Source organism: Methylocaldum sp. 14B, assembly GCF_002005105.1.
Taxonomy (GTDB): Bacteria; Pseudomonadota; Gammaproteobacteria; order Methylococcales; family Methylococcaceae; genus Methylocaldum.
In genome coordinates this window covers 162342-187693 of sequence record NZ_MSCV01000001.1, presented here as the reverse complement: position 1 = coordinate 187693, position 25352 = coordinate 162342, and the positions used below count along the sequence as shown (strand labels likewise).

Genomic DNA, 25352 nt, shown 5'->3' with positions numbered 1-25352 from the left:
AAGAGTTAAGATCTACCCCAAAAAGCGACGAATCCGCCCGTGTTGCAAGCCGATCATGAAACTTCTCCTCGAGTATAGCAACTGTCCGTGAGCCTACGCCTCCGGTATGCCGGGAGAAAAAACGGATTATCCATTGGACGACGACGAGCGGTTGCGGTTCTCCTTACCGTGATCGATCAGAGCTTTTGCCCCAATTCAATCAAGGTTATGTCGCTTATCGATAATACAGGCAAAAGCCGGACCATTCGGGCGCCGTAACCCGATGGTGGAACAGCGGACCTATTGGCAGACCGGTTTAACTAACGGCAGGCGGGAGGAAGCAAATTTCTGAGGCAAGCAAGCTTTAACAGGCCGGCGGCACTGATCGAGTCGGTGATTGTGCCGTCCATCACCATGCGCACCGCCTCCAGCAAAGGCAGCTTCTTGATTGTAATAGCCTCCGTCTCTTCGAAGTCCGGTTCGCCCTCCACCAAACCCTCCGCAAGGAACACATAGCCTTCCTCGTCGGTAACCGAGTTCGTGGTATGCAAGTGCATGAAAACACTCCAGTCCTTGGCTATCAGGCCGGTTTCCTCCTTGAGCTCGCGTTTCGCGGTCTCCAGAATGTCTTCACCTTCGGGCGAACCGCCCATGGGAATTTCCCAGAAATAGGCATCGGGCACGTAGCGATATTGGCCGACCAGCCAAGTATTGCCTTCGGCGTCTATCGGTATGATGCCGATAGCCTGACTCTTGAAATGGATCCTGCCATAAATACTCAACCCGCCGGATGGGTTGATCACCTCGTCCTCGTCCAGACGAATCCACGGATTTTCGTAGACTTCCCGACGCCGAATCAATTTCCAAGGGTTGTGCTCCGACATAAATCAACGTCCGTGAAATGCGGGACTGAGTTCGTGCACGGCTTCGATCATCGCCTTGGCGTGCTCGGGATCGACATCGGGCAATATCCCATGTCCCAAGTTGAACACATGTCCCTCTCCGTGACCGTATTGCTCCAAGACCCGCTTTACTTCGGTGCGTATGGCCTCGATCGGTGCATACAAAGCCATAGGATCCAAATTGCCTTGCAGCGCGACCTTGTGCCCCACTCGTCGACGCGCCTCTCCGATGGGTGTGGTCCAATCCAAGCCTAAGGCGTCGAATCCCGTTTCCGCCATGGCTTCCAGCCACTGTCCGCCGCCCTTGGTAAAGAAGATGGTCGGTATGATTTTGCCGCCGTGGCGCCGATTCAGCTTGTCGAGTACGCGCTTGGCGTAAGCCAAGGAGAATTCTTCGTAATGCGCCGCCGGCAGAATTCCACCCCATGTGTCGAACACCATGACCACATCGACGCCTGCGGCGATTTGGGCATTGATATACAGCGCTACGGCGTCGGCCAATTTTTCCAGGAGATCATGGAGAACCACGGGTTGCTCGTACATCAATCCCTTGACCCTGCGAAACTCCTGCCCGCCGCCGCCCTCGACCATATAGGTGGCCAAAGTCCAGGGACTACCCGAGAACCCGATAAGCGGAACGCTGCCGTCCAGATTTTGTTGAATCAGGCGTACAGCATCCATGACATACCGCAAATCGGTTTCCGGATCAGGAACCGACAGCCGGCGCACATCCGCAGCACTGCGGACCGGATTTCTGAAATGGGGCCCCTCGCCTTCGACGAACTCCAGACCCAAACCCATGGCATCCGGCACCGTGAGAATATCGGAGAATAGAATGGCGGCATCCAGACGGAAGCGCGCGAGAGGCTGCAACGTGACCTCGCAAGCCAGTTCGGGCGTGCTGCACAATTTCATAAAACTGCCCGCTTGCTCCCTGACGCGACGATATTCGGGCAAATAGCGGCCCGCTTGGCGCATCATCCAAACCGGGGTCCTTTCGGTGGGCTGTCTCAATAGTGCACGGATAAGACAATCATTTTTAGGTGCATTCATGGCATCACGCAAATCAATGGCAGAAAGATCGGGTTACAGCAATGGGCGTAAAAATCGACACTCGGGAGCAAGACATGGCATTCACGCCGAATTCATAACACGCCTTTAGAACATCCGTTCGATTAATTTCAACGAGCCGAAGAATCAACCGACGAGCTAAGCTCCGCATGCCGCGGCATCATTCGCCGAATCTCTTGGTGAATAGATTTCATCTGTCTGGGCAAAGGCTGACCGACGGAAAGGGGTAAAGTCGCCGTTGCTTCCTTGGCCGCAGGCAGAGTCGGATAGATTCCGAAAAACAGCGGATAGAGATCACTGCTCCCCTTGCGGGAACGAAAACTGGCCAGTTCGCTGCCCGGCGGAAATTGTTTGGCCAGCTTACGCACCGCGTTCAATCGGGAAACGGCGACGATCTGCAAGGTGTAGGCTTCGGGACTTTGATTCATCAGCCATTCGGCACTCTTAAGACCTTCCATAACGATCTCTGGCGATCTCGAACGCTCGCTCTCTTGCGCACCCGATTGGCCCCTCTTCGCCTCAGCTTCAGTTACAGCGCCGGCCGGCGGCAAACGGTCCGGCGACATCTCGATCTGCGCCTCCGACATGCTTTTCGGTTCTTCCATGACCGAAGGCGGTAGTGGCTCACGCTGGGTGTCCGGTTCTATCGGCTTATGAGCTTCAACTGTTTTCTTCGCCTCCGCTTCGAACGTACGTGTCGCTGCCATCTCTACCGATTCGCGAATCGGTAGGCTCTCCGACTTTTCGCTCTCGGCTAGCGGCAAAGGCACAGATGACGATTGTGGATCAGTAAGCGGCTCGTCAAGATTCGGGGGCTGGACAGCTTGGGCCTTTTCGGAGTCGGGAGAGACAACGGAGACCATCTCGGGATTTTGGACAACAGGGCCATCGTAAATCTGTTGGTCCGGCTCCGGGATCTGCCGCGAGAACATCAAAAAAAACGCGTAGGCCGTTGCGCCAACCAATAAGCCGGCGCCGGTAAGCCAACCGACCTTAGTCGATATCGCCGCTGTGGCCGATCCGTAGGGAGATCCCAGAATTTCGATCACTTTGCCAGGAATTCCTCGACTTCTGGCATGCAGCCGTTTTACGAAGGATTCCGTAATTCCGTGCTCGGTGACCAATTCAGGCAACGTCACCCTCAATTGGTCCGCGAAGAGTCCGCATTCCTCTTCCGATAGTGCGGGAATCTCCAATATAAACGCATCGCCAAGAGCGGATTTGTCGGTGTCGGATTTTTGCGGCATTTCTTCGGTGCGCATTGCGAATACCAAGCACAAGGAAGGATAACGGCCAGCTAACTGCCATAAGGCGTCTAAAAGCCCCGACACGAGCGCGCCGGCATCGTCGAGCAGCAGCACCACGTTTCGACGCTCCTTGGCATAGCTTTCCAGCAAATCGGTCAAATCCGCTCCCGACGATGCCGATCTCGATTTTTCCTGATTTAAGGCGCGGGACAACTCATCGACGATGCGCTCAAAACTCACGCCGGGCGCTGACGTCAAATAGCAAACCGTTGCAAGTGGCGCCAAGCGGGTCTTGAGAAGACGCAAGAAGGTTGTCTTGCCGATGCCTTCCGGTCCGCATACGACGATGGGCTGAGCCAAGTTAACCGCCAAGTGCGAAAGCAAGTCGAACTTTTGTATGCGTGCCGCAGAAATCAGCGATAAGGATTGCCCGCCATGAGCGCTCTCGCGACCGCTGGCGGGCAGTGAAAGCTCAGCCGCGCCCATATTCACTCAAGGTGGCCCGAAGCAACTCGAGATCGACCGCTATAGGCAAAGTTGCCCGCCCGATCTTTTCCGGCAAGATTAGCCGCAGCTTACCTGCCACGTTTTTTTTGTCGACAGCCATCAGGTCCAAATAGCGGTCTACATCCAAATTCGCTGGCGGCGTCACCGGCAGCCGTGCCCGCCTAAGCAACGAAATGATGCGCTCGACGCTATCAGTATCCAGCCAACCCAACCGTCGTGAGAGATCTGCGGCCTGACAGATTCCGATCGCTACTGCTTCGCCGTGCAGATAGCTTCCGTAACCCATTCCTGTTTCAATGGCATGCCCAAAGGTGTGCCCCAAATTCAGTGTTGCTCTCACCCCGGACTCCCGCTCGTCTTCGGCTACAACCTCCGCCTTGTTGATACAGGATCTCTCGATGGCGTAGGTTAGGGCGTCGGCATCGCGGCCCAAAAGCATCTCCAGGTTGGCTTCCAGCCAGACGAAAAATTCGAAATCGCGGATAAGACCGTATTTGATCACCTCGGCCAAGCCGGCGCTAAACTCCCGGTCAGCCAATGTATCGAGCGTCGAAGTATCGGCCAGCACGCATTGCGGCTGATAAAAAGCCCCGATCATGTTCTTGCCGCGCGGATGATTGACTGCGGTTTTTCCACCTACGGAAGAATCCACCTGCGCCAGCAAAGTCGTCGGAATTTGAATGAACGGCACGCCCCTCTGATAACACGCGGCGGCGAAACCCACCAGATCGCCGATTACCCCGCCCCCTAGGGCGATGAGAGACGCGTCTCGGCTGAATTTTCGGACAAGCAACTCATCGAAGATGACCATTGCCGATTCGATGCTTTTATAAGACTCGCCGTCCGGCAAAACCACCTCGGCGGTCTGCTTGCCGTCTAGGCTCTGTCTGACCCGGTCCAAATAGAGGGGGGCAACCGTTTCGTTGGTAACCACCATGACTTGGCTGGAACTGAGGTGCCTAGACAGGAGTTCGCCGGACTCCAGAACTCTCGAACCGATATAAATTGGATAGCTGCGTTCGCCCAGGCTGACAGTCAGGGTTTTCATGAATTCGCGTTTGCTCGGTTATAGGCTTTCAAGATTTGGCGGACGGCGCTGCGGCTGGAATGCGTTCCCGTATCCACGATGAAATCGGCCAAAGAGCGATAAATCGGCTCCCGCACCCGCAACAACTCTTGTAGTCGCTGGCGAGGATTTTCGGTCTTGAGCAGCGGCCGGTTGGAATCTTTGTGAGTTCTCTCAAGCTGCTTTTCGACCGAACACTGCAGATATACGACGAATCCCCGCCCATGCAGCACTTCTCGATTCTTCGGCAACAGAATCGATCCCCCCCCGGTAGCCAACACTATTCCGTCCTCGCAACACAACTCGGCCAAAACTTCGGATTCTCGCCTTCTGAAGCCTTCCTCACCCTCATACTCGAAAATCATAGGGATACAGACGCCGGTGCGATGTTCTATCTCCCTGTCACTATCCACGAATCGGACACCCAAGGCTTTGGCCAGAAGTCGCCCAATGGTCGTCTTGCCCGCTCCCATGGGCCCGATCAAATAAATATTGTGCGTATGTCTCATGCTGCCCGAGGTGAGAAATCGGGTCATCATACCATGTGTGTCGAAAATACCGGGCAGTAACACTCACAGCCGGCCTGAAAACAAAAAGGCGCCGCCGTTTAAGGCCGCGCCTTTGTTTCCAATGTCAGCAGAAATCAGCGAAGGGCGAGATCTTGCTTGAGAACTTTCGGCGTGATGAAAACGAGCAACTCCCTTTTTGTATCTTCGACATTATTTCTCCGGAACATATATCCGATTCCCGGCAGATCCCCGAAAAACGGAACTTTGTCGGTGTTATTCCGATTCAAGCCCTCGTAAACGCCTCCCAACACCACGGTTTCCCCGTTGGCAACTTGTGCCGTCGTTTCGATCTCGCGCTTATCGATTGCCGGGCCAACTGGCGTTTGCTGGCCTTGTTCATCTTTCTTGATCAACAATTCCATCAACACTTGATCGTCGGGCGTGATATGCGGCGTCACATTCAGCTCAAGCACTGCCTGCTTGAAGGTGATGTTGGCCGACGCTCCTCCCCCCGCTACAACCGTAGTTTGATAAGGAATCTCGACACCCTGCTTGATGACCGCCTTGGTCTGGTCCGAGGTAATCAGCCGAGGATTGGAGACTGTTTCGCTACGCCCCTCACGCTGTGCGGCCGATAACTCGAGATCAAGCAAGTAATCGCCCGCTTTGATGAGAGTGAATCCAAGGGCGCTCGCGCCACCAGTCGCGGCGGTTGCCGCGCCCTGAGCCGCGAGATCCACCAGCACGTCGGCGTTGGTCGACTTCTCCCCGCCGGCGGCCGGTTGCTGGAAAATGACGCCGCTTGATCCCGAACCTGCATCTGAAAAGGAATCGGCGCCTCTCCCTTTAACCAGCCTGTTGACCTGAAGCCGACTACCCAAATCCCTCAGAAAATCGTTTCTGGCAATGACGATCCGAGATTCGATCAGTACCTGCCGAATTGGCTTGTCCAACTGGCGAACAAGATCGCGGACTCGCTCCAAATTGCGCGGAGTATCTTTCACGATCAACTGATTGGTCCGCGGATCGACGGTTACGTTACCCCGACCGGATAAAACCGATTGACTCACATCCAGTGTCGATACGGCTGTGGATGCCGACGCACCGCCGATGCCGGCCGGTTGACTCATGGATTGGCTAATCCGTTCAGTGGTGCCGACTAAAACTTTCTTGATATCTTCGGCCGTGGTGTAGTTGATCTGGATGATTTCCGTCCGCAGCGGCTCCAAATCTTCCACGACTTTCTGAGCTTCGAGTTCCTCCTTCTCCTGTTTATTGATTTCTTCCAACGGTGCGACGCGGATGATGTTTCCTTCTTGCCGTTTCCCCAATCCCTTGGACTTGAGGACCAATTCCAAAGCCTGATCCCACGGAACATCGTTGAGCCGAAGGGTTACATTCCCCTGAACGGTATCGCTGGCAACAATATTCAGGTTGGTAAAATCAGCCAGAATTTGAAGAACAGACCGCACCGGAATGTCCTGGAAATTTAGCGTCAGCTTCTCGCCCGAGTACGAGAAATTCTTTTTCTTGATTTCCTCTTTTTCCATTTTGGTCAACGGACGAAATTCCACCGTCAGGACGTTATCGGTCTGGTAAGAGGAATAATCGTAGTCGTCGGAAACCGTCGCTACGACCATCCTCGCATGGGCACCTTCCGTCGTGGCGTCGACGGAACGGACAGGAGTAGCGAAATCCATGACGTCGAGCCTGCGCTCCAATTGCGGAGGCAGACCCGTGTCGGCAAATCTGACAATGACCTTTTGTCCCTCTTCGTGGATATCAACCAAGGACTTAGGATCGCTCAGCGTCACTAGAAGTCGTCCCTCACCCTTTTCGCCACGACGAAAGTCAATGTTTTCAATCCGCCTATCGCTTCCGCCGAGTGGCCGATCCATAAACTGCGATTTTGTCGATGCTGCGCTCGCGGCGGCAATCGGTGCAGTGCCGCTTTGCAGTGTGATAAGAATATTGTCACCGTCTAGCCGGCTGGTGTAGGGCATCATGTTGGTCAAATTGATGACCACGCGGGTACGACCGGACGATTCCACGGCTTGAACACTTTGAGCTCCACCCACATTGATCGGCACTAATTTCTGGTCCAAACCGTTCGTTACGCCGGGCAAATCCAGTGCAATGCGGGCGGGATTTTCGGTATGGAAGATTCTCGGCTCTCTGGCGGGCCCACTTAAACCCAAAAGCAGCTGTAAGTTATCCCCAGGCAGGATCGAAAAATCCACGGACTTAAGTACAAGCCCCTCCGCCTGACTGACGGGCAGATGCAGGGACAAACCGATCAGAATAAGACCCATCATTCTTTTGTATCGCTGCCGTGCGGCCGACGCGATACGGTTACCTATTTCCGCTCTCATTTCTTCTCCCCCACTTCCGCCAAGTCAAGAGACGCTTTACGTTCACGCCATGCCCCGGGACTGTCGGATATGATTTCTACCAATTCGATCAAGTTTTCTTTGATGTTGACGATCTTGCCGAAGTTTTTTCCCATGTGATTACCGACGCGCACCCGGTGAATCGTTCCGTCGGTAGCTTTCACTAATCCCCACAGCGAACCTTGCCGATCGACCGTTCCGACCATGCGTAGCGTATCCAGCTCGTAGGATTCCAGTTCCTCCTTAGGGCGATTGATATCTGGCCGGATGCTACTCGCAATTTTTTCCTCTTCAGTCTCCTGAGCCTTCTCATCGATAACGAAAGGATTTCGCAAATCCTCCGCATTGAATACAAATGGCTCTACTGTCTTAACTTCCGGCAACGGCTCGACTGATCCTTTCTGACGTGCCTTGACCTCTGCAACGTAGGCCTGTAAATCCGTCAAATCGTCCCCGGCGCATCCGGTTAGTCCGATAGCGAGCATCCACGACACGAGGAGTCGTGGATGGCACGGCGGTACCAAAAACTTCAAGTGCCCACCCATAGTGCTACTTTCTTTGTTGTGGCTTTTTAACTTGATTCGCTGGAGCAGGCCCCTCGTCCAGGTAGCGATAAGTCCTGACCAGCGCGCTCATGACCAATGGGTCCTTTGCGGATTTCTTTGCTCCCGCATCCTTGTTGTGGGCTGCGATCTTCACGTTATGTATCGTTACGATTCGCGGTAACGACGCCAGTCCGCTGATGAACGCACCGAACTCCATATAGTCGCCGATCACGCGGATTTCTATGGGTAACTCCGCATAGAACTCTTTGGCGATTTCGGCGCCGGGTTTGAAAAGCTCGAACTCCAATCCGGCCGCTAAGCCGGTTTGAGAAACGTCGACCAATAATTCGGGAACCTGGGTTTTATCGGGTAGCTGCCTGAGCAAATCGCCGAAACTCTTCTCGATTTCCGCCATTTGCTCCTTGTATTCTTCTAGATTTGCGGCCTTTTTTTGCCGCTGCTCAAATTTGTTCTTGAGTTCCAGTTCCTTGCTTTCTTCAGTTTCGAGCTGCGCGATTTGATCCTGAGTGTCCAAGTAGTACCCCAAGCCACTCAGAATTAGGCATAGTATGGTAATAATCGCCACCTTGATCGGTAGCGGCCACGCGCCCGCGTTTTCTATGTCCCAATTGATTTCGGAAAGATTCATGACGGTTTCCTTTCCTGATTGTCCGCCTTATCTCCTCCCTGCTTGACCTGAAGCGTAAAGCGGTTGCCCTGTGCTTTTTTGCTTTCCTTAGCCTCCTGCTTGGTCTCGATGATGTTTAAAAGGGGCTCCCTCATCCAAGGCGAAGACTCCAAATTCCGCATGTAAGCGGAAACTCGGGCATTGGACTGGGCCATTCCATTCATCGTCAGATTGCTATCCAACTGGGTTAAATCCGTTAGATAAACACCTTCGGGAATGGTACGCGCCAACTCATCGAACAAATGGACGATCTCGGGCCGGCTCGCTTGCAATCGCTGGATGACTTCCATCTTGGCGATCAGCCGTTTTTTCTTGGTTTCCAACTCTTCGATTTCCTTGATCTTCTGATCGAGCAGGGCGATCTCGGACTCCAAGTATTGATTACGCTGGCTCTGATAATCGATCATGCTGCCGATGAAATAATGAACGAAGCACAGAATCGCCCCGGTCGATAGCAACGCGGCCAGGGTAATAGCGACGAATTCCTTTTGCCGTTGTTTGCGATGTTCCGCACGCCAAGGAAGTAAGTTGATTCGAGCCATCAGTCCAAACTCCTTAATGCCAATCCACAAGCAGTCATAAGTGCCGGAGCATCATTGCTCAAACTTTGCGGTTTAACGCGCGGCGCGAGAGACATGGTGACAAACGGGTTGGCGGAAGTAGTGGGGATACCCAGAATGCCTTCCACGAAACGATCGATCCCTTGGATCGAGCCGCACCCTCCGGCCAACACGAGCCCGTCGACGGTGCGATGCGAGCTTGAAGACAGGAAAAACTGCAGCGAGCGGCCGATTTGCTGCGCCATCGCTTGTTTGAACGGCTCCAGCACTTCGAGCTGATAATTGTCTGGAAGACCGCCGTGTTTTTTTGCCAAACCGGCTTCCTCATAGGAAAGCCCGTAACGACGCTGGATTTCTTCCGTCAACTGCTTGCCGCCGAATCCCTGCTCGCGGGTATAAATGATGCGGCGATTATGGATCACATTCAGGGTCGTCATGGTCGACCCGACATCAGCCACGGCGATGGTTTGATCCGAACTGTAGCCGGGCAGTTGATCCAAAATAAGATTGCACGCATTCTCCAGGGCGTACGATTCCACATCCACGACTTCCGCCTTGAGTCCGGCCATCTCCAGAGCCGCCACACGATCCTCCACATTCTCCTTACGAGAGGCGACCAGTAGCACATCGACCATGTCCGGATTTTTCTCGGCTTTGCCCTGCACCTCGAAATCCAGGCTCACCTCGTCCAGTGAGTAGGGAATGTATTGATCCGCCTCCAGTTCGATTTGCGCTTCCAACTCGTCATCGCTTAGAGAAGCGGGCATCGAGATCATCTTGGTTATTACCGAAGAACTCGGTACCGCCACCGCCGCGTGCTTCAATCGGGTGCCCGATTGCTTGATGACCGATTTGATAACATTGCCGATGATTTCAACCTTAGCGATGTTCTTGTCGATCACGGCGTCCAACGGCAACGGCGCGACAGCATAGCTTTCCACCCGATAGTTCTGTCCGTTTCTACTCAGTTCCAGCAGCTTTACGGCCGCCGTGCTGATATCGATGCCAAGTAGCGGCGGTCTCTTGTGGTTCAAAAAAAACATCGATGACTTCCTAAACTGGCCTTGACCTCATGCAAGCGATACCGTGTCTTAATGGCGTTTCTCATCGCCCGCTAGACTCTGTACTGTAGTATAGTAGGGATTAGAAGTTTGCCCATGACACGCCAAACACCGATCAACCGTGCACTTCGGAGCTACTATTTGTAGCCGCAGCCTGAAAACACCTTTTTGATTGTCGAGTGAGAACCCGCAACAGTCGACGCCAAGCGCGCTCCCGTTCAGTGAGCCTCTTGAAGCTAATCTTTTTTTTCCTCCTTGCCGGATTCGCGAGTTTGGCCTTAGCCGCGTTCTTGCTTTATCGGTTCATCGAACCGCAACTCCCGGATATAGAAGTTTTGCGGGATGCGCGGTACCAGACTCCGATGAGCATTTACAGCAAAGATGGCCTCCTAATCGCGCAATACGGCGAAATGAAGCGCAGCCCGGTCAGCTTTTCCGAAGTGCCAGAAAAAGTCATTCAGGCTTTCTTGGCGGCCGAGGACAATCGGTTTTTTGACCATCCGGGCGTGGACTACCAAGGTTTATTGCGAGCGACGTTTTCCTTTCTTCGGACGGGCAAGAAGAAGCAAGGTGGCAGCACGATCACCATGCAGGTGGCCCGCAATTTCTTTTTAAGCAGCGAAAAGACCTTTTTTCGCAAACTCAAGGAAATCGTGCTGGCGATCAAAATCGAATCGGAATTGACGAAAGAACAGATCTTGGAGCTGTACTTGAACAAGATCTACTTCGGCCACCACGCGTATGGCGTCGTAGCTGCGACTCAGGTCTACTACGGCAAAGGGATTAACGAGCTCGACCTGGATGAAATCGCGACGATTGCGGGTTTACCGAAGGCTCCCTCCGCGTTCAATCCGATAACCAATCCAGAGAGGGCGGCGAGCCGGCGAAACTATGTCCTAAAGCGGATGCGGAAACTGGGCTACATCAATGATCAGACTTACCAGGACATGATCAACCGGCCTGTCACCGCAAAACTCCATACGACCCCCGTCGAGTTAAATGCCCCCCATGTCGCAGAGCTGATCCGCAACGAGATGTATCGGCAGTATGGCGAATCCGCTTACACCAGCGGTTACAGGATATACACCACGATCGACAGCCGCTTGCAGGCAGCCGCAGACAGGGCGCTGCGCCTTGCGCTGCACGACTACGATGAGCGTCACGGATTTCGGGGCGCTAAGCAACGAGTAGATTTAAAGAAGGACAAGCGCACCAAGGACTGGGACGAGCGATTATCCAGCATCCCCAGAGCGGGAGAAACGGTACCCGGGCTGGTCCTAGCTGTTAAAGACAGCTCGGCAGAAATTTATCTCGGCGACAAACAGCGCATCGAACTGGACTGGGACGGCCTTAAATGGGCACGCAAGTATATCTCCGAGAATGCACAAGGTCCTCTGCCCAAAAGCACCAAAGAGATACTCAAGGCCGGTGATCTCATCAGGCTTCGCAAAGACGGCAACGACCATTGGAAACTTAGCCAGATTCCGGAAGTTGAAGGCGCGCTGGTCGCATTGGATCCGACCAGCGGTGCCGTAGTCGCGCTGAGCGGCGGGTATGATTTTGCTCTCAGCAAGTTCAACAGAGCGACTCAGGCGCAAAGACAGCCCGGCTCCGGCTTTAAACCAATACTCTACGCGGCAGCATTGACCCACGGATATACTCCGGCGAGTGTCGTAAATGACGCTCCCGTTGTCTTTTCCGACCCGTCCCAGGCGGACGGATTCTGGCGTCCTCAGAATTACTCGGGCCGATTTTACGGCCCCACGCGACTCAGAGTCGCACTCGCCAAATCACGAAACCTCGTATCCATTCGATTGCTTCAAAGCATCGGCCTCAAGAAGGCCATAGATATGGCCATGCGCTTCGGCTTTCAGCCCGAAGAGCTGCCACGATCTCTCCCGCTAGCCTTAGGAAGCGGCACTGCAACGCCCCTCCGGATGGGGCAAGCCTATGCCGTGTTCGCGAATGGCGGCTTCCACGTCGAACCGTACTTCATCGAACGCATCGAAACCGAAGCCGATAGAACGATCTTCCGAGCTACGCCGCAAATCGCATGTGCGAATTGTGCCGAGTCCGATGATCACCAAACGAATTTTGCACCTCGCACGTTATCTCCCCAGGTCCATTACATGATGAACTCCATGCTGCAAGACGTGGTACGAACCGGGACCGCGACCCGTGCAATGGAACTGGGGCGTAACGATATTGCCGGCAAAACCGGCACAACGAATGAATATAGGGATGCCTGGTTTAACGGTTATGTTCCCTCTCTGACGACCATCGCTTGGGTCGGCTTCGATTCATCAAAATCCTTGGGAAAAGGTGAAACTGGCGGCAAAGCCGCACTGCCCATGTGGATGTATTTCATGCAGGAAGCCCTCAAAGATTTACCCGAGCAGACTTTTCCGCTTCCAAGCGGGTTGACCATCGCTCGGATGGATCCGGGCACGGGAATGCTTGCTCCACCCGGCAGCACTAATGCTATCTTCGAGGTATTCCCGTCGGAGCGCGCTCCTCGTTACTATGCTGCGCCGCGCGTAAGCGAACCGCCTCCCTCTGAAGTCATCGAAGACGAGGCCGAGCCGGAATTACCGAAGCCCCCTCCCCTTCGAACGACGACCGAAAAACCAATCGAATCGCTATTTTGATCTCCATCATGTCTACGAAAGATAAAGCACGCCTGTTGATCGCTCAGGAGGCTGCGAGGATTATCGCCGAAGAGGGTGTAAACGATTATCTTCCGGCAAAAAACAAGGCTGCCGCCCGCCTGGGGATAGCGAATTCACGAAGCCTTCCCCGAAACGAGGAAATCGACCAAGCGTTAGAGGAATACCATCGACTCTATCGGGCTGAAACACAGCCGCTGCACATTGCTCGTCTTCGAAAACTCGCATTAGAGGCCATGCGTTTCCTGGAAGAGTTTTCGCCGCGATTGATCGGTGGCGCGTTGGATGGCAGCGCCAGTAAATACAGCCCGATCATCTTGTATGTATATCCCGAAAGCCCCGAAGAGATCATCAAGAAATTGGTTGAAGCCCGCATACCATTTAAGGAAGGGGCCTTTTCGTTGAATTTGGGACACAGGCGGGGCATGACGTATCCGGCGCTGGATTTTTTTGTCGATGGCGTCCGCGTCGAATTGGCGGTACTCCCGCCGGAATTGAAGGGGCAACGGATCAATCGAAAGGAAAAGGCGGTGCCTGGCGGCTCTCTTCAGGACGTCGAGAAACTGATTAACGGCATTTCGCCGTGAGACTCGGCCGAAGCCTCACGAGAACGACAATCAAAGACCAATATCTATCGGTTGATCGATAATCCGTTTTTGACCGGCCCAAAACGGAGAGCATTCCTTGCTCATTGCCGTTAAACGAGGGGCGGCCAGGCCGATTTCGAAAGACGCAAACGAGGCTGAAAAATCAGCCCCGTCCGTACTTGCGTCGGAACTTGTCAACACGACCAGCAGTGTCGACGATCTTCTGCTTGCCTGTATAGAATGGATGGCAAGCGGAGCAAACTTCAACCTGCAAATCTTTGCCAAGCGTCGACTTGGTTTCGAAGGTATTGCCGCAACTGCAATGGACGGCAATGGACTTGTATTCGGGATGAATATCCGGCTTCATAATGAGGCTTTCTCCAGAAATCAGAACAAAGGGACGACAAATTTTTCATGGTACTTAAAACGGCTCTTCACTGCAAGATGGACGCACTCTTTAGCGCGGATCGTCCTGCTTCCAACTGAACACCGGCCAACCTGCATGAACCTTTATTTCCATTTTCGGCAACTGCACTCTAGCGGTTATATACCTGTCTGAGATATAAACCATAATGCGTATAGTTTCCCTCAATGTTAACGGCGTGCGGTCAGCAGCGCGCAAAGGCTTTTTCCACTGGATGGATAAACAGAATGCCGACGTTGTCTGCCTACAGGAAACCAAGGCTCAGACACACCAACTGGAAGACCCTATCTACTGGCCTAAAGGGTACCAGTGCTACTACCTGGATGCTGTCAAAAAAGGCTACAGCGGTGTGGCGTTGTATAGCCGGCGGGAGCCGGACGAAGTCATTCAGGGCATTGGCTGGCCTGACATGGACGCCGAAGGGCGCTATCTCGAAGCCCGATTCGGCCCGCTAAGCGTCGTGTCCCTATACTTGCCTTCTGGATCGTCCAGCGAGGAACGGCAAGCGGTGAAGTTCGATTTCATGAACCGCTTCCTGCCGTATCTTCGGGAGTGCGCGCAGTCCGGGCGCAATTATATTTTCTGCGGCGACTGGAATATCGCCCATAAACCCATTGATCTCAAGAATTGGCGATCCAACCAGAAAAACTCCGGGTTCCTGCCCGAAGAGCGTGCTTGGCTGGATGTCGTATTCGAGGAGGACGGCTGGGTCGATGCCTTTCGTGTCGTCAATCAGGAGCCTGAACAATATACCTGGTGGTCGAATCGCGGTCAGGCTTGGGCCAAGAACGTGGGTTGGCGTATCGATTATCACGTGACCAGCCCCACTTTTCGGGACGCAATCCGCGCCGCCCATGTTTATAAGGAAGAGCGCTTTTCCGACCATGCGCCACTCACCATAGACTATGACTACCCTTTCCTGGCGTGACGCGCTATTTAACAGACGAATGTTGATCTGCGTCCTCACGGGGTTTTCCTCGGGGTTGCCTCTATTCGTGCTGATCAGCCTGATTTCGGCCTGGCTACGCGACGGAGGTGTCGACCTCAAAGAGATCGGGTTGCTGGCTCTCGTTCAATTTCCTTACATCTGGAAGTTTTTGTGGGCGCCACTCTGTGACCGATACGGTCTACCAATGGGGCGACGCCGGACTTGGATGCTGATTACCCAAATTGCACTGCTGCTCTCGATTCCCGCTTTTGGTTGGCTCGCTCCCGTTCCAGACATCGCGACCATTCGTTGGCTGGCGGTAGCGGTAGCACTATTTTCAGCAACCCAGGACATTGCAATCGATGCCTTTCGGCGAGAGATTCTCAGGGACGAAGAGCAAGGACTTGGCAATGTAATCCATGTGAATGCGTACAAAATCGCCGGGCTCGTACCGGGATCTCTGTCGCTGATCCTCGCTGATTATTTGTCTTGGGACGCCGTCTACTTGATCACGGCCCTGTTCATGTTCCCCGGCATTCTCCTGACGCTCATCGGAACCGAACCGGAGTTTTCCAGCCACGCCCCTCCGACGCTACGTCAAGCCTTAGTCGATCCTTTTCGTGAATTTGTTCAACGAAAGGGTTGGAGCGGCGCGTTAACGGTCCTGGGATTCATCTTTTTTTACAAGCTGGGCGATAGCATGGCAACGGCGCTGGCCACGCCCTTTTATTTGGACATGGGCTACAGCAAGACCGAAATCGGCGTGATCGCCAAGCATGCCGGACTTTGGCCTAACGTTGCAGGCGGCATTTTAGGTGGAATATGGATGATTTCTCTGGGGATACATCGGTCTCTTTGGGTATTTGGCGTTTTACAGGCGCTGGTGATTCTCGGCTTTGCCTGGCTTGCCACGGCCGGCCATACCTTGGCTGGCCTGGCTGCCGTTATCGGCGCTGAGGCGTTCGGTGTCGGATTGGGCACGGCCGCGTTCGTTGCCTACATCGCCACCGCCACCAATCCGGCGTACACCGCCACCCAGTTCGCGCTGTTTACCAGCCTGGCCGCAACGCCACGGACGCTGGCCAATGCATTCACCGGCTTTCTCGTCGAAGGTGGGGACATTAAGATGGGAAACATTTCGCTGCTTCACATCGAAGCGCTAGGCTGGGAACGCTTCTTTTGGGTTTGCTTCGCGCTCACCCTTCCAGGCATGCTGCTACTGTTCAAAGTCGCGCCATGGAACGGAGGCAAGCGGAGCAGAGATCCAGGACGTCTCGAGCCTCAACCCGATTCGCAGTCATCCGACTGAAAAATTTTGCGCCGAAGGAATGCGTTGCGCAGATAAGAGAGCGCCCTCTGGATGCTCTCCTCCGGCGCGAATTCGGCCTACTTTCGAATATAAAGGTCCGTAATACTGCCTTCCAGCATCTCGGCGGCAAATGCAAAGGTTTCCGACAAAGTCGGATGCGGGTGAATAGTCAAGGCGATATCTTCCATATCGGCGCCCATCTCGAGCGCCAGAACGGCCTCGCTGATAAGCTCCCCCGCATTAGGCCCGACGATCCCTGCCCCCAGAATCCGCTTAGTCTCTTTATCGCACAAAATCTTGGTTACGCCCTCTTTGCGATCGATGCCTAGAGCCCGCCCGCTCGCCGCCCAGGGAAATGCGGCTTTGTCGTAGGCAATCCCTTGAGCTTTTGCCTGATTTTCCGTAAGTCCCATCCAGGCCACCTCTGGATCGGTGTAAGCTACCGAGGGAATAGTTAACGCCTGAAACGCCGAGCGCTCTCCGGAAATGACTTCCGCCGCCACTTTCGCCTCGTGAGTCGCTTTGTGTGCCAGCATCGGATTGCCCACGATATCGCCGATGGCGTAAATATGAGGCACATTGGTTCGCTGACAGGTGTCTACCGGAATGAAGCCTTTGTCGTCGACTTTGACGCCGGCATTCTCCGCACCGATCAGATTTCCGTTTGGCTTCCGGCCTACGGCGACCAGGATGCGGTCGAACAAGTCTGATTCGGGGGCGCCTTCACCGCCTTCGAAATAAACCTGCAATCCTTCCGACTTCGCTTCGATGCGCGTTACCTTCGTCTTAAGGAAAATATTCTCGTACTGTTTCTTGATGCGCTGATACAACGGCTTAACCAGATCCGCATCGCAGCCCGGAATGATCTGGTCCATCAGTTCGACAACCGTGATCTTCGAACCAAGCGCATGATAAACAGTGGCCATTTCCAAGCCGATGATGCCGCCGCCGATGATCAGAAGACGCTTGGGCACTTCGGCGAGCTCCAAGGCGTCCGTGGAATCCATCATGCGCGGATCGTCGTGAGGGAAACCCGGAATCTGTACCGGCTGCGAGCCGGCTGCGATGATGGCGTGATCGAAACTGACCGTCTTTGTGCCATCTGCCGTTTCAACCTGTAGCGTTCGGTCCGAAGAGAATTTGCCCACGCCGTTGACGATGGAAACTTTGCGCTGCTTGGCCAAGCCTGCAAGCCCCGTCGTAAGTGTCTTCACGACTTTGTTCTTCCAGTCGCGCAGCTTGTCCAAATCAACGTTCGGCGAACCGAAATTCAGTCCAAAACTTGAAGATTCCTGCGCCTCCTGAATGACCTTGGCGGCATGCAGCAATGCTTTCGAAGGAATACATCCGACATTTAGACAAACGCCCCCCAACACCGGATAACGCTCGACCAAAACCACCTGTCTGCCCAAGTCGGCGGCTCGAAAAGCGGCGGTATAACCACCCGGACCGCCGCCCAAAACGACAACTTCGGCATGTAGACTAGATGTATCGGACATCGAACGTATACCTTCTATTAAGAAAAAATTGCAGATTAGCGTTCCATCGCAAGTTGTATCGAACCGGTTTGCCGGCAAGCCTCAAAGCATCCCGGCTTCTATAAAAGGACTCGCCGCAGTTCGGCCAGCAATCCAGCCAAATAAACCGTGAATCGTGCCGCCTCGGCTCCATCGATGACGCGATGATCGTACGACAGGGACAATGGCAACATCAGGCGCGGAACGAACTGTCCGTCCAGGTAAACGGGCTTGGTTTGCGCTCGGGACAAACCAAGTATTGCCACTTGAGGCGGATTGATGATGGGCGTAAAAGCCGTACCGCCGATTCCGCCGAGGCTCGAGATAGTAAACGACGCCCCTTCGAGATCGTTGTTGCGCAGTTTCTTGCCACGGGCTTTCGCGCCGAGTTCTGCCAATTCCCTAGCCAAGTCGAAAATGCCTTTTTGATCGACATCCCGAACTACGGGCACCACTAGGCCTTCCGGAGTATCCACCGCCACGCCCAAGTGATAGTACTTTTTAAGGATCAGCTCTTCGCCGTTGGCTGCGAGGGATGAATTAAACGTCGGAAACTCTTTGAGCGCTGCCGCTACGGCCTTGATGACGAATGGCAGAAAGGTCAGCTTCACATTCTGCTTTTCCGCCTCGCTCTTGAGCGACTGGCGAAAGGCTTCGAGATCGGTGATGTCGGCTTCATCGTGTTGCGTCACATGGGGAATGCTCATCCAACTCCGAAGCAGATTCGGGCCGGAAAGCTTCTTGATGCGGGACAACGGCTGTCTATCGACGGTGCCGAACTGAGCGAAATCAATTTCCGGCTGAGGCGGAATGGCGAAAACACCACCAGCCATCGCTTGCTCGACCCGCTTCAGGCTCGCTTTTACGAATGCCTGAACATCCTCCTTCAAAATACGGCCTTTTGGCCCGGTGCCTTGAATTTTCTGAAGCTCAGCCCCCAATTCACGGGCGAACTTCCGAATCGATGGGCTCGCATGAGGAGGATGCGCATGCTCTTCAACAACTTTTAAAGCTCGTTCGGCGATGGCCGGCGCGGGCTTCGGCTTCGCTTCCGGCTCTGCTACTGAGGAAGGCGCAGGCTGCTCGGCAACGGGCTTGGGCGCCGCTTCGCCGGAGACGATCTTTCCAGCTTCCGCTTCCGCCTCAGGCGGAGCTTTCTCTTCCCGTTCCGGCTGGGCCCGATCAGCAAGCTCCAACTGCAATATCGGCGACCCCATGCTCACCCGATCACCGACATTGACCTGCATTTCTTTCACCACGCCGGAAAACGGCGAAGGCACCTCCATCGCCGCTTTATCGCTTTCCAGCGTAATCAAGGAATCGTCGGCCTTGATTACATCCCCCGGCTTAACCAGCACTTCGATGATCTCGACGTTCTTGAAATCCCCGATATCGGGAACTACGACTTCTTTTAGCACTGCCATAGCGATTCCTTTACACCTTCACTGGATTGGGCTTTTCCGGATCGATGCCGTATTTGGCCATAGCTTCCGTCAGTGTAGAAGTCGCCACGCCGCCCTCATCGACTAAGGCTTTTAGTGTCGTAAATGCGATGTAATGCCGATCCACCTCAAAAAATCTCCGCAATTCGGAACGTTGATCGCTGCGACCAAAGCCGTCGGTACCCAGCACCGTATAGGATCTCGGAACAAAGGGCCGGATTTGATCGGCGAGCATTTTAATATAGTCGGATGCCGCGATGATCGGCCCCTGGGTTCCGGCCAGGCAATCCTCCACGTAGCTGATGCGGGGCGGCTGATCCGGATGCAGGAGATTCCAACGCTGTTTGTCGAGTCCGTCACGGCGCAGTTCGGTAAAGCTGGTGACGCTCCAAACGTTCGCTTTTACGCCGAAGTCCTGCTCCAGCAATTCCGCCGCGACGATGGCCTCGCGGAGTATCGTACCGCTGGCCAAAATTTGGGCTTGAGCCGATTCGCCGGCGTCCTTGAGCTTATACATGCCCTTGACGATCCCTTCGCGCGCGCCGGCCGGCATGTCAGGATGAGTATAATTTTCATTCATGACGGTGACGTAGTAGAAGATGCTCTCGCCCTCCTGATACATCCGCCTGAGGCCGTCTTGAATAATCACGGCCAGTTCGTAGGAAAAGCAAGGATCGTAAGCTACGCAATTTGGGATCGCCGACATGCTGACGTGACTATGCCCGTCCTGATGCTGCAAACCCTCGCCCGCCAGCGTTGTACGTCCGGCAGTTCCTCCCATCAAAAAGCCGCGCGCCTGCATATCGCCCGCGGCCCACATCAGATCCCCCACCCGTTGATATCCGAACATCGAGTAGTAGATGTAGAACGGGATCATCTGGATGTTGTGGTTGGTATAAGCCGTACCGGCCGCGAGCCAGGAGCACATGGAGCCCGCCTCCGAAATGCCCTCTTCCAGGATCTGCCCTGATTTGTCCTCCTTGTAGTACATCACTCCGCCGGCATCCGCAGGAACGTACAATTGCCCGACGGAAGAGTAAATACCGTATTGGCGGAAAAGTCCCTCCATACCGAAAGTTCGGGCCTCGTCCGGTACGATGGGTACGACGTACTTACCCAATTTTTTATCCCGCAACAGCAGCGTCAGGATGCGCACGAACGCCATCGTAGTCGACATTTCCCGATCTTCGGTGCCCTTCAGCAGAGGTTCGAAGACATCCAGCTCCGGCACCTGCAAAAGCGGCGCGTCGCGTCGCCGTTGCGGCACGTATCCGCCCAGGCTCTTTCGACGCTCGTGCATGTAGCGCTGCTCCGCACTGTCTTCCGGCGGCTTGTAGTACGGCAACTCCATCAGCTGGTCATCGGGAATGGGAATATTGAAACGATCCCGGAAGTGGCGGATCGCCTGTTCGTCCATTTTCTTTTGCTGGTGCGTGGTCATGAGCCCTTCGCCCGCGCTGCCCATGCCATAACCCTTGACCGTCTTGGCCAGGATCACCGTCGGCTGTCCGGTATGGTTTACCGCCGCATGATAAGCGGCGTAGACCTTGTGCGGGTCGTGCCCGCCACGATTCAGGCGCCAGATGTCCTCGTCGGACATATTGGCCACCATCTCCTTCAGCTCCGGATACTTGCCGAAGAAGTGCTCGCGGGTGTAGGCACCGCCTTTCGCTTTGTAGGCTTGATACTCGCCATCCACGGCCTCTTCCATGCGCTTCTTCAAGAGGCCGTCTTTGTCTTTGGCCAGCAGAGGATCCCAATAGGAACCCCAGATGACTTTGATGACATTCCAGCCGGCACCGCGGAACTCCGCCTCAAGTTCCTGGATGATCTTGCCGTCGCCCCGCACTGGCCCGTCGAGCCGCTGCAGATTGCAATTGATGACAAAGATGAGATTGTCCAATTTCTCCCTGCCGGCAAGCCCGATGGCTCCCATGGATTCCGGCTCATCCATTTCGCCGTCGCCGCAGAAACACCAGACTTTGCGGCCCGAGGTCGCCAGAATCCCCCGATCCTCCAAATATTTCATGAAGCGCGCTTGATAAATCGCCATCAGCGGACCAAGCCCCATGGATACCGTCGGAAACTGCCAAAAATCTGGCATCAACCAGGGATGTGGATAGGAGGAAAGACCGTTGCCGCCGATTTCGGCGCGAAAACTGTCCAGCTGTTCTTCGTTCAGGCGTCCTTCCAGAAACGCACGGGCGTAGATGCCGGGAGCGGCGTGCCCCTGAAAGTAAATCAGATCCCCGCCGTGGTTCCCATTGGCGGCATGGAAAAAATGGTTGAAACCCACGTCGTAAAGCGTCGCAGCTGAAGCGAAGGTGGCAATATGTCCACCGTATTCGCTGGTTTTACGGTTGGCTCGGACAACCATCGCCATCGCGTTCCAGCGGATATAAGAGCGGATGCGCTGCTCCAAACCGGCATCGCCCGGCAAGCGGGGTTCCATGTGGGGCGGAATGGTATTGATGTACGCCGTATTCGCCTTATAAGGCAGGTTCGCCCCCGCGCGGCGTGCCTGATCGACCAAGCTTTCGATCAGGAAATGCGCACGCTCGATACCTTCAGTCTCGATAACGGCCTCCAGGGCCTCCAACCATTCTCGGGTTTCTTCGGGATCGATATCGTTGACGCTCTTAAGGTTTTGCGATGGGTGAGACGGACTCACGGCGGACATAGGAAAGGTTCCTCCACTGATTAAGGGCTTCCAGCTAATTTTTTCGAATGCAGACAAGCAAGCGACAAGTCATCTATTGAATTCCGACCTTTAGATTGCTTGAAACGAAAGAATTTCTGGCATGTTTGTTGAACCGTTGATCCAGTGATTACAGAACTGTGCAACTCTGACTTTGCCTTCTGAACGAGGTCAACGTTGTATTGTTAGAAAAAAAAGTCCAATCGGAAAATGTTACAGACTACGAGCCGATTACGCCAGAAAAGCTAATCTGAAAAACTGCTCGGCTAGCGATTTTATGAGCTTTGATCACCTGGTATTATCGTCCGGTAGCCAGATCCGAGGCACAAAAACATCGCCCGCTCATCAATTGCCGTGATAGTGCAGCGTTTGTGAGCGACTCTACTTTTAAGACAACCGGTCGCCCCATATGTTAGGAAGCAAAACAAATTCGGAAAAGGAACGTCGGCGTGCCCCGCGGTTGGATTCGCGAATTTCCGCCTATCTAATCATGCCATCGAGCGCCCCATTGCGTGGCGTCGCGAAGAACATAAGCCGTTCAGGCGTCTTCATTGAGACTACCAAACCGCTGAAACGGCTCATCGGTGAACCGGCTCGGCTGGTCTTTACGCTCGAACATGGAAACTTGGTGAGGTTGGCTCGCTATTCGGTGGTTATCGTGCGGGAGTCACAGCACGGAATCGGCCTCGGCTTTTGGCATTCGAGCAAGGCGGTGGATTCGCGTAAAGCCTAGCCGTAGGTTTATAGTCACTCCCGAGCCAAACACGCCTGCCCGCTTGGACCCAACGGCCCGAAACATTGAGAAACTCTCGCAACCTACATCAAGCAGGCAAACGGTAAAACATCGACCATTTCACCGGGCTCCACAGAAGCGCGATCGTGCGCCAGAATAATCATGGCGTTTGCCAGGCTCATGGAGCGAAGAATGCCGGAACCCTGTTTGCCGCTCGTACGCACTTCCCAGTCACCGGTTTCGGTTCTTTCGAGAATGCCCCGCTGGTACTCCGTGCGGCCCGGCTTTTTAGCAAGCCGCTCGAGACACTTGGCTTTCAGTGTGGGAATAACCGGCCGCTCCAGAATTCCCATTTTCTTTTCCAGTAATGGAAGGACAAATTGGTAAAAGTTTACCATCACGGCGACCGGGTTACCCGGCAACCCGATGAATGTCGACGCGCCGATACTACCAAAAGCCACGGGGCGTCCCGGCTTCATGGCAACCTTCCAAAAACCGATATTGCCTATCGAAGACAGAACCTCCTTGACGAAATCGGCTTCACCTACCGATACGCCACCCGAGGAAATGATCACATCCGCAGCGGATGCAGCCCTTATCAAAGCTTCGCTTAGTAGCTCGGGATCATCGGGCACGATGCCCTGGTCCATCACCTTGACACTTAACCGTCTTAGTGCCGAGTGGAGCGTATAGCGATTGCTGTCGTATATGCCGCCGGCCTCTAAGGATCTTCCTAGCTGATGCACTTCGTTTCCGGTCGATAAGAGCGCTACCCGAGGTCGCCGCTTGACCTTGATTTCACTTATGCCTAACGAGGCGATCAGCCCGATATCCGGTGGGGTCAGATAGCGTCCTCCGTTCAGAACCGTTTCGCCCCGCTTGACGTCCTCACCAGCCATGCGGACATTATCCGCCATGCGATGCCGCCCACCGGTTATGCAGATCCGATCCCCGTCGACATCGACATGCTCCTGCATCAGCACGGTATCCGCACCGGCCGGCATGGGCGCACCGGTCATAATGCGTACCGATTGTCCTGGAAGCACGGCGCCGACAAACGGCGTTCCCGCCAGAGCCACGCCTACCACCTCCATTTTCACGATGCTTCCAGCGCCCGGCAAATCCGTTCCTCGTATGGCGTAGCCGTCGACAGCCGCATTGGTATGGGATGGAACATCTAAAGGCGAGACCACAGGGTCATGCAAAACTCTCGTTACGCCCTCGAGGATGCTGACTTGTTCGTAACCCCTGACCGAGGAAACGGCATTCAGTATGCGCTCTAAGGCATCATCGACATGAAGTGCGTCGTGCTCATCATTGTCGCTACAACTGGGTCGGTTAGTCGTAGTCATGGCGAGACCAATCTGGAAATATTCGGTGCCAGTGAGAATGGTACTATTGGAGGCGAGTATGAGCGACAATGAATGCCAAAAAATCCGGGTTCCGAATTCGCCGACAAAAGGCCGAGGGGCCGTAAGCAATCGGGAATCCCGCTATTCCGAGACCGTCCGAGAAAAAATCGACGACGACTGGTGGGCAGAGGATGTGCCCCCGGCAGCAACCACCGTAACACACGATAGCGCTCGGAGCATTATCACCCATAACCGGTCGCCCGACATCCCTTTCGATCAGTCGATCAATGCCTACCGGGGCTGCGAGCATGGTTGCATTTACTGCTATGCGCGGCCTAGTCATGCTTACTTGGGACTGTCGCCGGGACTGGACTTCGAAACCCGGCTGTTCGTCAAATCCGATGCGGCGAGTCTCCTGCGCAAGGAGCTAGCGAAAAAATCCCATCGTCCATCTCCAATCGCTTTAGGCGCCAACACCGATCCTTACCAACCTATCGAGCGGGAATGGCGCATTACTCGGGAAGTTCTCGAGGTACTCTACGAATGCCGCCATCCGGTTAATATCACGACCAAATCGGCACTCATCGAACGCGATCTCGACATTCTCTCGGCAATGGCGCGCGAGCATCTGGCCCAAGTTCAGATTTCGATTACCACGCTTGACAAGGGGTTGGCCCGAATCATGGAACCGCGGGCTACGAGCCCGCAACGCCGACTCCAAACAATTCGCATTCTAGCGGACGCTGGCGTGCCAGTGACCGCACTGGTGGCCCCGGTGGTTCCGATTCTGACGGACGCGGAGCTCGAAGCCATCCTTGCTCAGGCAGCCGCACATGGCGCCATCAGCGCCGATTACATCGTGCTGCGCCTTCCTCTCGAACTGAAAGAATTATTCCGCGAATGGCTGGAAACCCATGTCCCGCTAAAAGCCAAGCACGTTCTGGCGCGACTGCGCGATATCCATGGCGGTAAACCGTATGAATCTAGTTTTGGCCTTCGCCACTCCGGGTCAGGGATTTACGCCGAACTCATCCGGAATCGGTTCCTGGTGGCTCTCAAGAAAAACGGGCTTAACGCCACCGAAATCCATTTAAACCCGGAGTTATTCAAGCGTCCTAGTGATGCGCCTGTGCAAACCAGCTTATTTTGATACTTTTGATACCTGCTCGAA

Annotated in this window: 20 protein-coding genes; 5 read left to right on the top strand and 15 right to left on the bottom strand. The window is 54.5% G+C overall.

Going from position 1 to position 25352, the window contains the following annotated elements; genetic code table 11:
- Positions 1 to 299: 299 nt before the first annotated feature.
- From B2A78_RS00900 to B2A78_RS00855, 10 genes are all read right to left on the bottom strand, one after another.
- Positions 300 to 863, bottom strand: a complete 564-nt coding sequence (locus B2A78_RS00900; protein ID WP_077728008.1) for an NUDIX hydrolase — start codon at positions 861 to 863, stop codon at positions 300 to 302.
- A gap of 3 nt (positions 864 to 866) precedes the next feature.
- Positions 867 to 1934 (bottom strand): uroporphyrinogen decarboxylase, encoded by a 1068-nt coding sequence (gene hemE, locus B2A78_RS00895; RefSeq protein WP_077728007.1) that lies wholly within the window; start codon positions 1932 to 1934, stop codon positions 867 to 869.
- A gap of 128 nt (positions 1935 to 2062) precedes the next feature.
- Positions 2063 to 3685, bottom strand: a complete 1623-nt coding sequence (locus B2A78_RS00890) for an AAA family ATPase (protein ID WP_077728006.1) — start codon at positions 3683 to 3685, stop codon at positions 2063 to 2065.
- Positions 3672 to 4754, bottom strand: a complete 1083-nt coding sequence (gene aroB / locus B2A78_RS00885; protein WP_077728005.1) for a 3-dehydroquinate synthase — start codon at positions 4752 to 4754, stop codon at positions 3672 to 3674. The genes B2A78_RS00890 and aroB overlap by 14 nt, the downstream gene beginning before the upstream one ends.
- A complete protein-coding gene (gene aroK, locus B2A78_RS00880; RefSeq protein ID WP_077728124.1) occupies positions 4751 to 5281 on the bottom strand; it encodes a shikimate kinase AroK in 531 nt (176 codons plus the stop codon). The genes aroB and aroK overlap by 4 nt, the downstream gene beginning before the upstream one ends.
- A gap of 134 nt (positions 5282 to 5415) precedes the next feature.
- Entirely contained in the window at positions 5416 to 7593 is a 2178-nt protein-coding gene (locus B2A78_RS00875; RefSeq protein WP_240502358.1) for a type IV pilus secretin PilQ, read from the bottom strand.
- A 56-nt stretch (positions 7594 to 7649) separates the two neighbouring features.
- A complete protein-coding gene (locus B2A78_RS00870) occupies positions 7650 to 8117 on the bottom strand; it encodes a pilus assembly protein PilP (RefSeq protein ID WP_240502357.1) in 468 nt (155 codons plus the stop codon).
- A 103-nt stretch (positions 8118 to 8220) separates the two neighbouring features.
- Complete coding sequence (locus B2A78_RS00865) at positions 8221 to 8865, bottom strand: type 4a pilus biogenesis protein PilO (RefSeq protein ID WP_077728003.1); 645 nt, start codon at positions 8863 to 8865, stop codon at positions 8221 to 8223.
- A complete protein-coding gene (locus B2A78_RS00860) occupies positions 8862 to 9446 on the bottom strand; it encodes a PilN domain-containing protein (protein ID WP_077728002.1) in 585 nt (194 codons plus the stop codon). Before B2A78_RS00860 ends, B2A78_RS00865 begins: the two co-directional genes overlap by 4 nt.
- The gene (locus tag B2A78_RS00855; RefSeq protein ID WP_077728001.1) at positions 9446 to 10507 is read right to left on the bottom strand and encodes a pilus assembly protein PilM; all 1062 of its coding nucleotides are present in this window, start codon (positions 10505 to 10507) and stop codon (positions 9446 to 9448) included. Before B2A78_RS00855 ends, B2A78_RS00860 begins: the two co-directional genes overlap by 1 nt.
- 380 nt (positions 10508 to 10887) lie before the next feature.
- On the opposite strand from B2A78_RS00855, the gene B2A78_RS00850 reads away from it, so the two are divergent.
- Positions 10888 to 13173, top strand: a complete 2286-nt coding sequence (locus B2A78_RS00850; RefSeq protein WP_077728122.1) for a penicillin-binding protein 1A — start codon at positions 10888 to 10890, stop codon at positions 13171 to 13173.
- Between the two features lie 8 nt (positions 13174 to 13181).
- On the top strand, positions 13182 to 13778 hold the full coding sequence (locus B2A78_RS00845; protein ID WP_139841026.1) for a hypothetical protein: 597 nt from the start codon (positions 13182 to 13184) through the stop codon (positions 13776 to 13778).
- Between the two features lie 163 nt (positions 13779 to 13941).
- On the opposite strand, the gene rpmE is transcribed toward B2A78_RS00845, so the two are convergent.
- Positions 13942 to 14145 carry a 50S ribosomal protein L31 gene (rpmE, locus tag B2A78_RS00840; protein WP_077727999.1) on the bottom strand — a complete coding sequence of 68 codons (204 nt, stop codon included), beginning with the start codon at positions 14143 to 14145 and terminating at the stop codon, positions 13942 to 13944.
- A 205-nt stretch (positions 14146 to 14350) separates the two neighbouring features.
- Between rpmE and B2A78_RS00835 the strand changes: the two genes are divergently transcribed.
- Together B2A78_RS00835 and B2A78_RS00830 are read left to right on the top strand one after the other, a co-directional pair.
- A complete protein-coding gene (locus tag B2A78_RS00835) occupies positions 14351 to 15130 on the top strand; it encodes an exodeoxyribonuclease III (protein ID WP_077727998.1) in 780 nt (259 codons plus the stop codon).
- A gap of 19 nt (positions 15131 to 15149) precedes the next feature.
- Positions 15150 to 16439: an AmpG family muropeptide MFS transporter gene (locus B2A78_RS00830; protein WP_205780633.1), complete on the top strand. Its 1290-nt coding sequence runs from the start codon at positions 15150 to 15152 to the stop codon at positions 16437 to 16439.
- A 77-nt stretch (positions 16440 to 16516) separates the two neighbouring features.
- Here B2A78_RS00830 and lpdA read toward each other — a convergent pair whose 3' ends face one another.
- From lpdA to glp, 4 genes are all read right to left on the bottom strand, one after another.
- Positions 16517 to 17938 carry a dihydrolipoyl dehydrogenase gene (gene lpdA / locus B2A78_RS00825; protein ID WP_077727996.1) on the bottom strand — a complete coding sequence of 474 codons (1422 nt, stop codon included), beginning with the start codon at positions 17936 to 17938 and terminating at the stop codon, positions 16517 to 16519.
- Positions 17939 to 18036: 98 nt separating this feature from the next.
- Positions 18037 to 19380, bottom strand: a complete 1344-nt coding sequence (gene aceF, locus B2A78_RS00820) for a dihydrolipoyllysine-residue acetyltransferase (RefSeq protein WP_077727995.1) — start codon at positions 19378 to 19380, stop codon at positions 18037 to 18039.
- Between the two features lie 10 nt (positions 19381 to 19390).
- The gene (aceE, locus tag B2A78_RS00815; RefSeq protein ID WP_077727994.1) at positions 19391 to 22078 is read right to left on the bottom strand and encodes a pyruvate dehydrogenase (acetyl-transferring), homodimeric type; all 2688 of its coding nucleotides are present in this window, start codon (positions 22076 to 22078) and stop codon (positions 19391 to 19393) included.
- An 834-nt stretch (positions 22079 to 22912) separates the two neighbouring features.
- The gene (gene glp, locus B2A78_RS00805; protein WP_077727992.1) at positions 22913 to 24181 is read right to left on the bottom strand and encodes a gephyrin-like molybdotransferase Glp; all 1269 of its coding nucleotides are present in this window, start codon (positions 24179 to 24181) and stop codon (positions 22913 to 22915) included.
- Positions 24182 to 24239: 58 nt separating this feature from the next.
- On the opposite strand from glp, the gene B2A78_RS00800 reads away from it, so the two are divergent.
- On the top strand, positions 24240 to 25331 hold the full coding sequence (locus tag B2A78_RS00800; RefSeq protein WP_077727991.1) for a PA0069 family radical SAM protein: 1092 nt from the start codon (positions 24240 to 24242) through the stop codon (positions 25329 to 25331).
- The last annotated feature ends 21 nt before the right edge of the window (positions 25332 to 25352 follow it).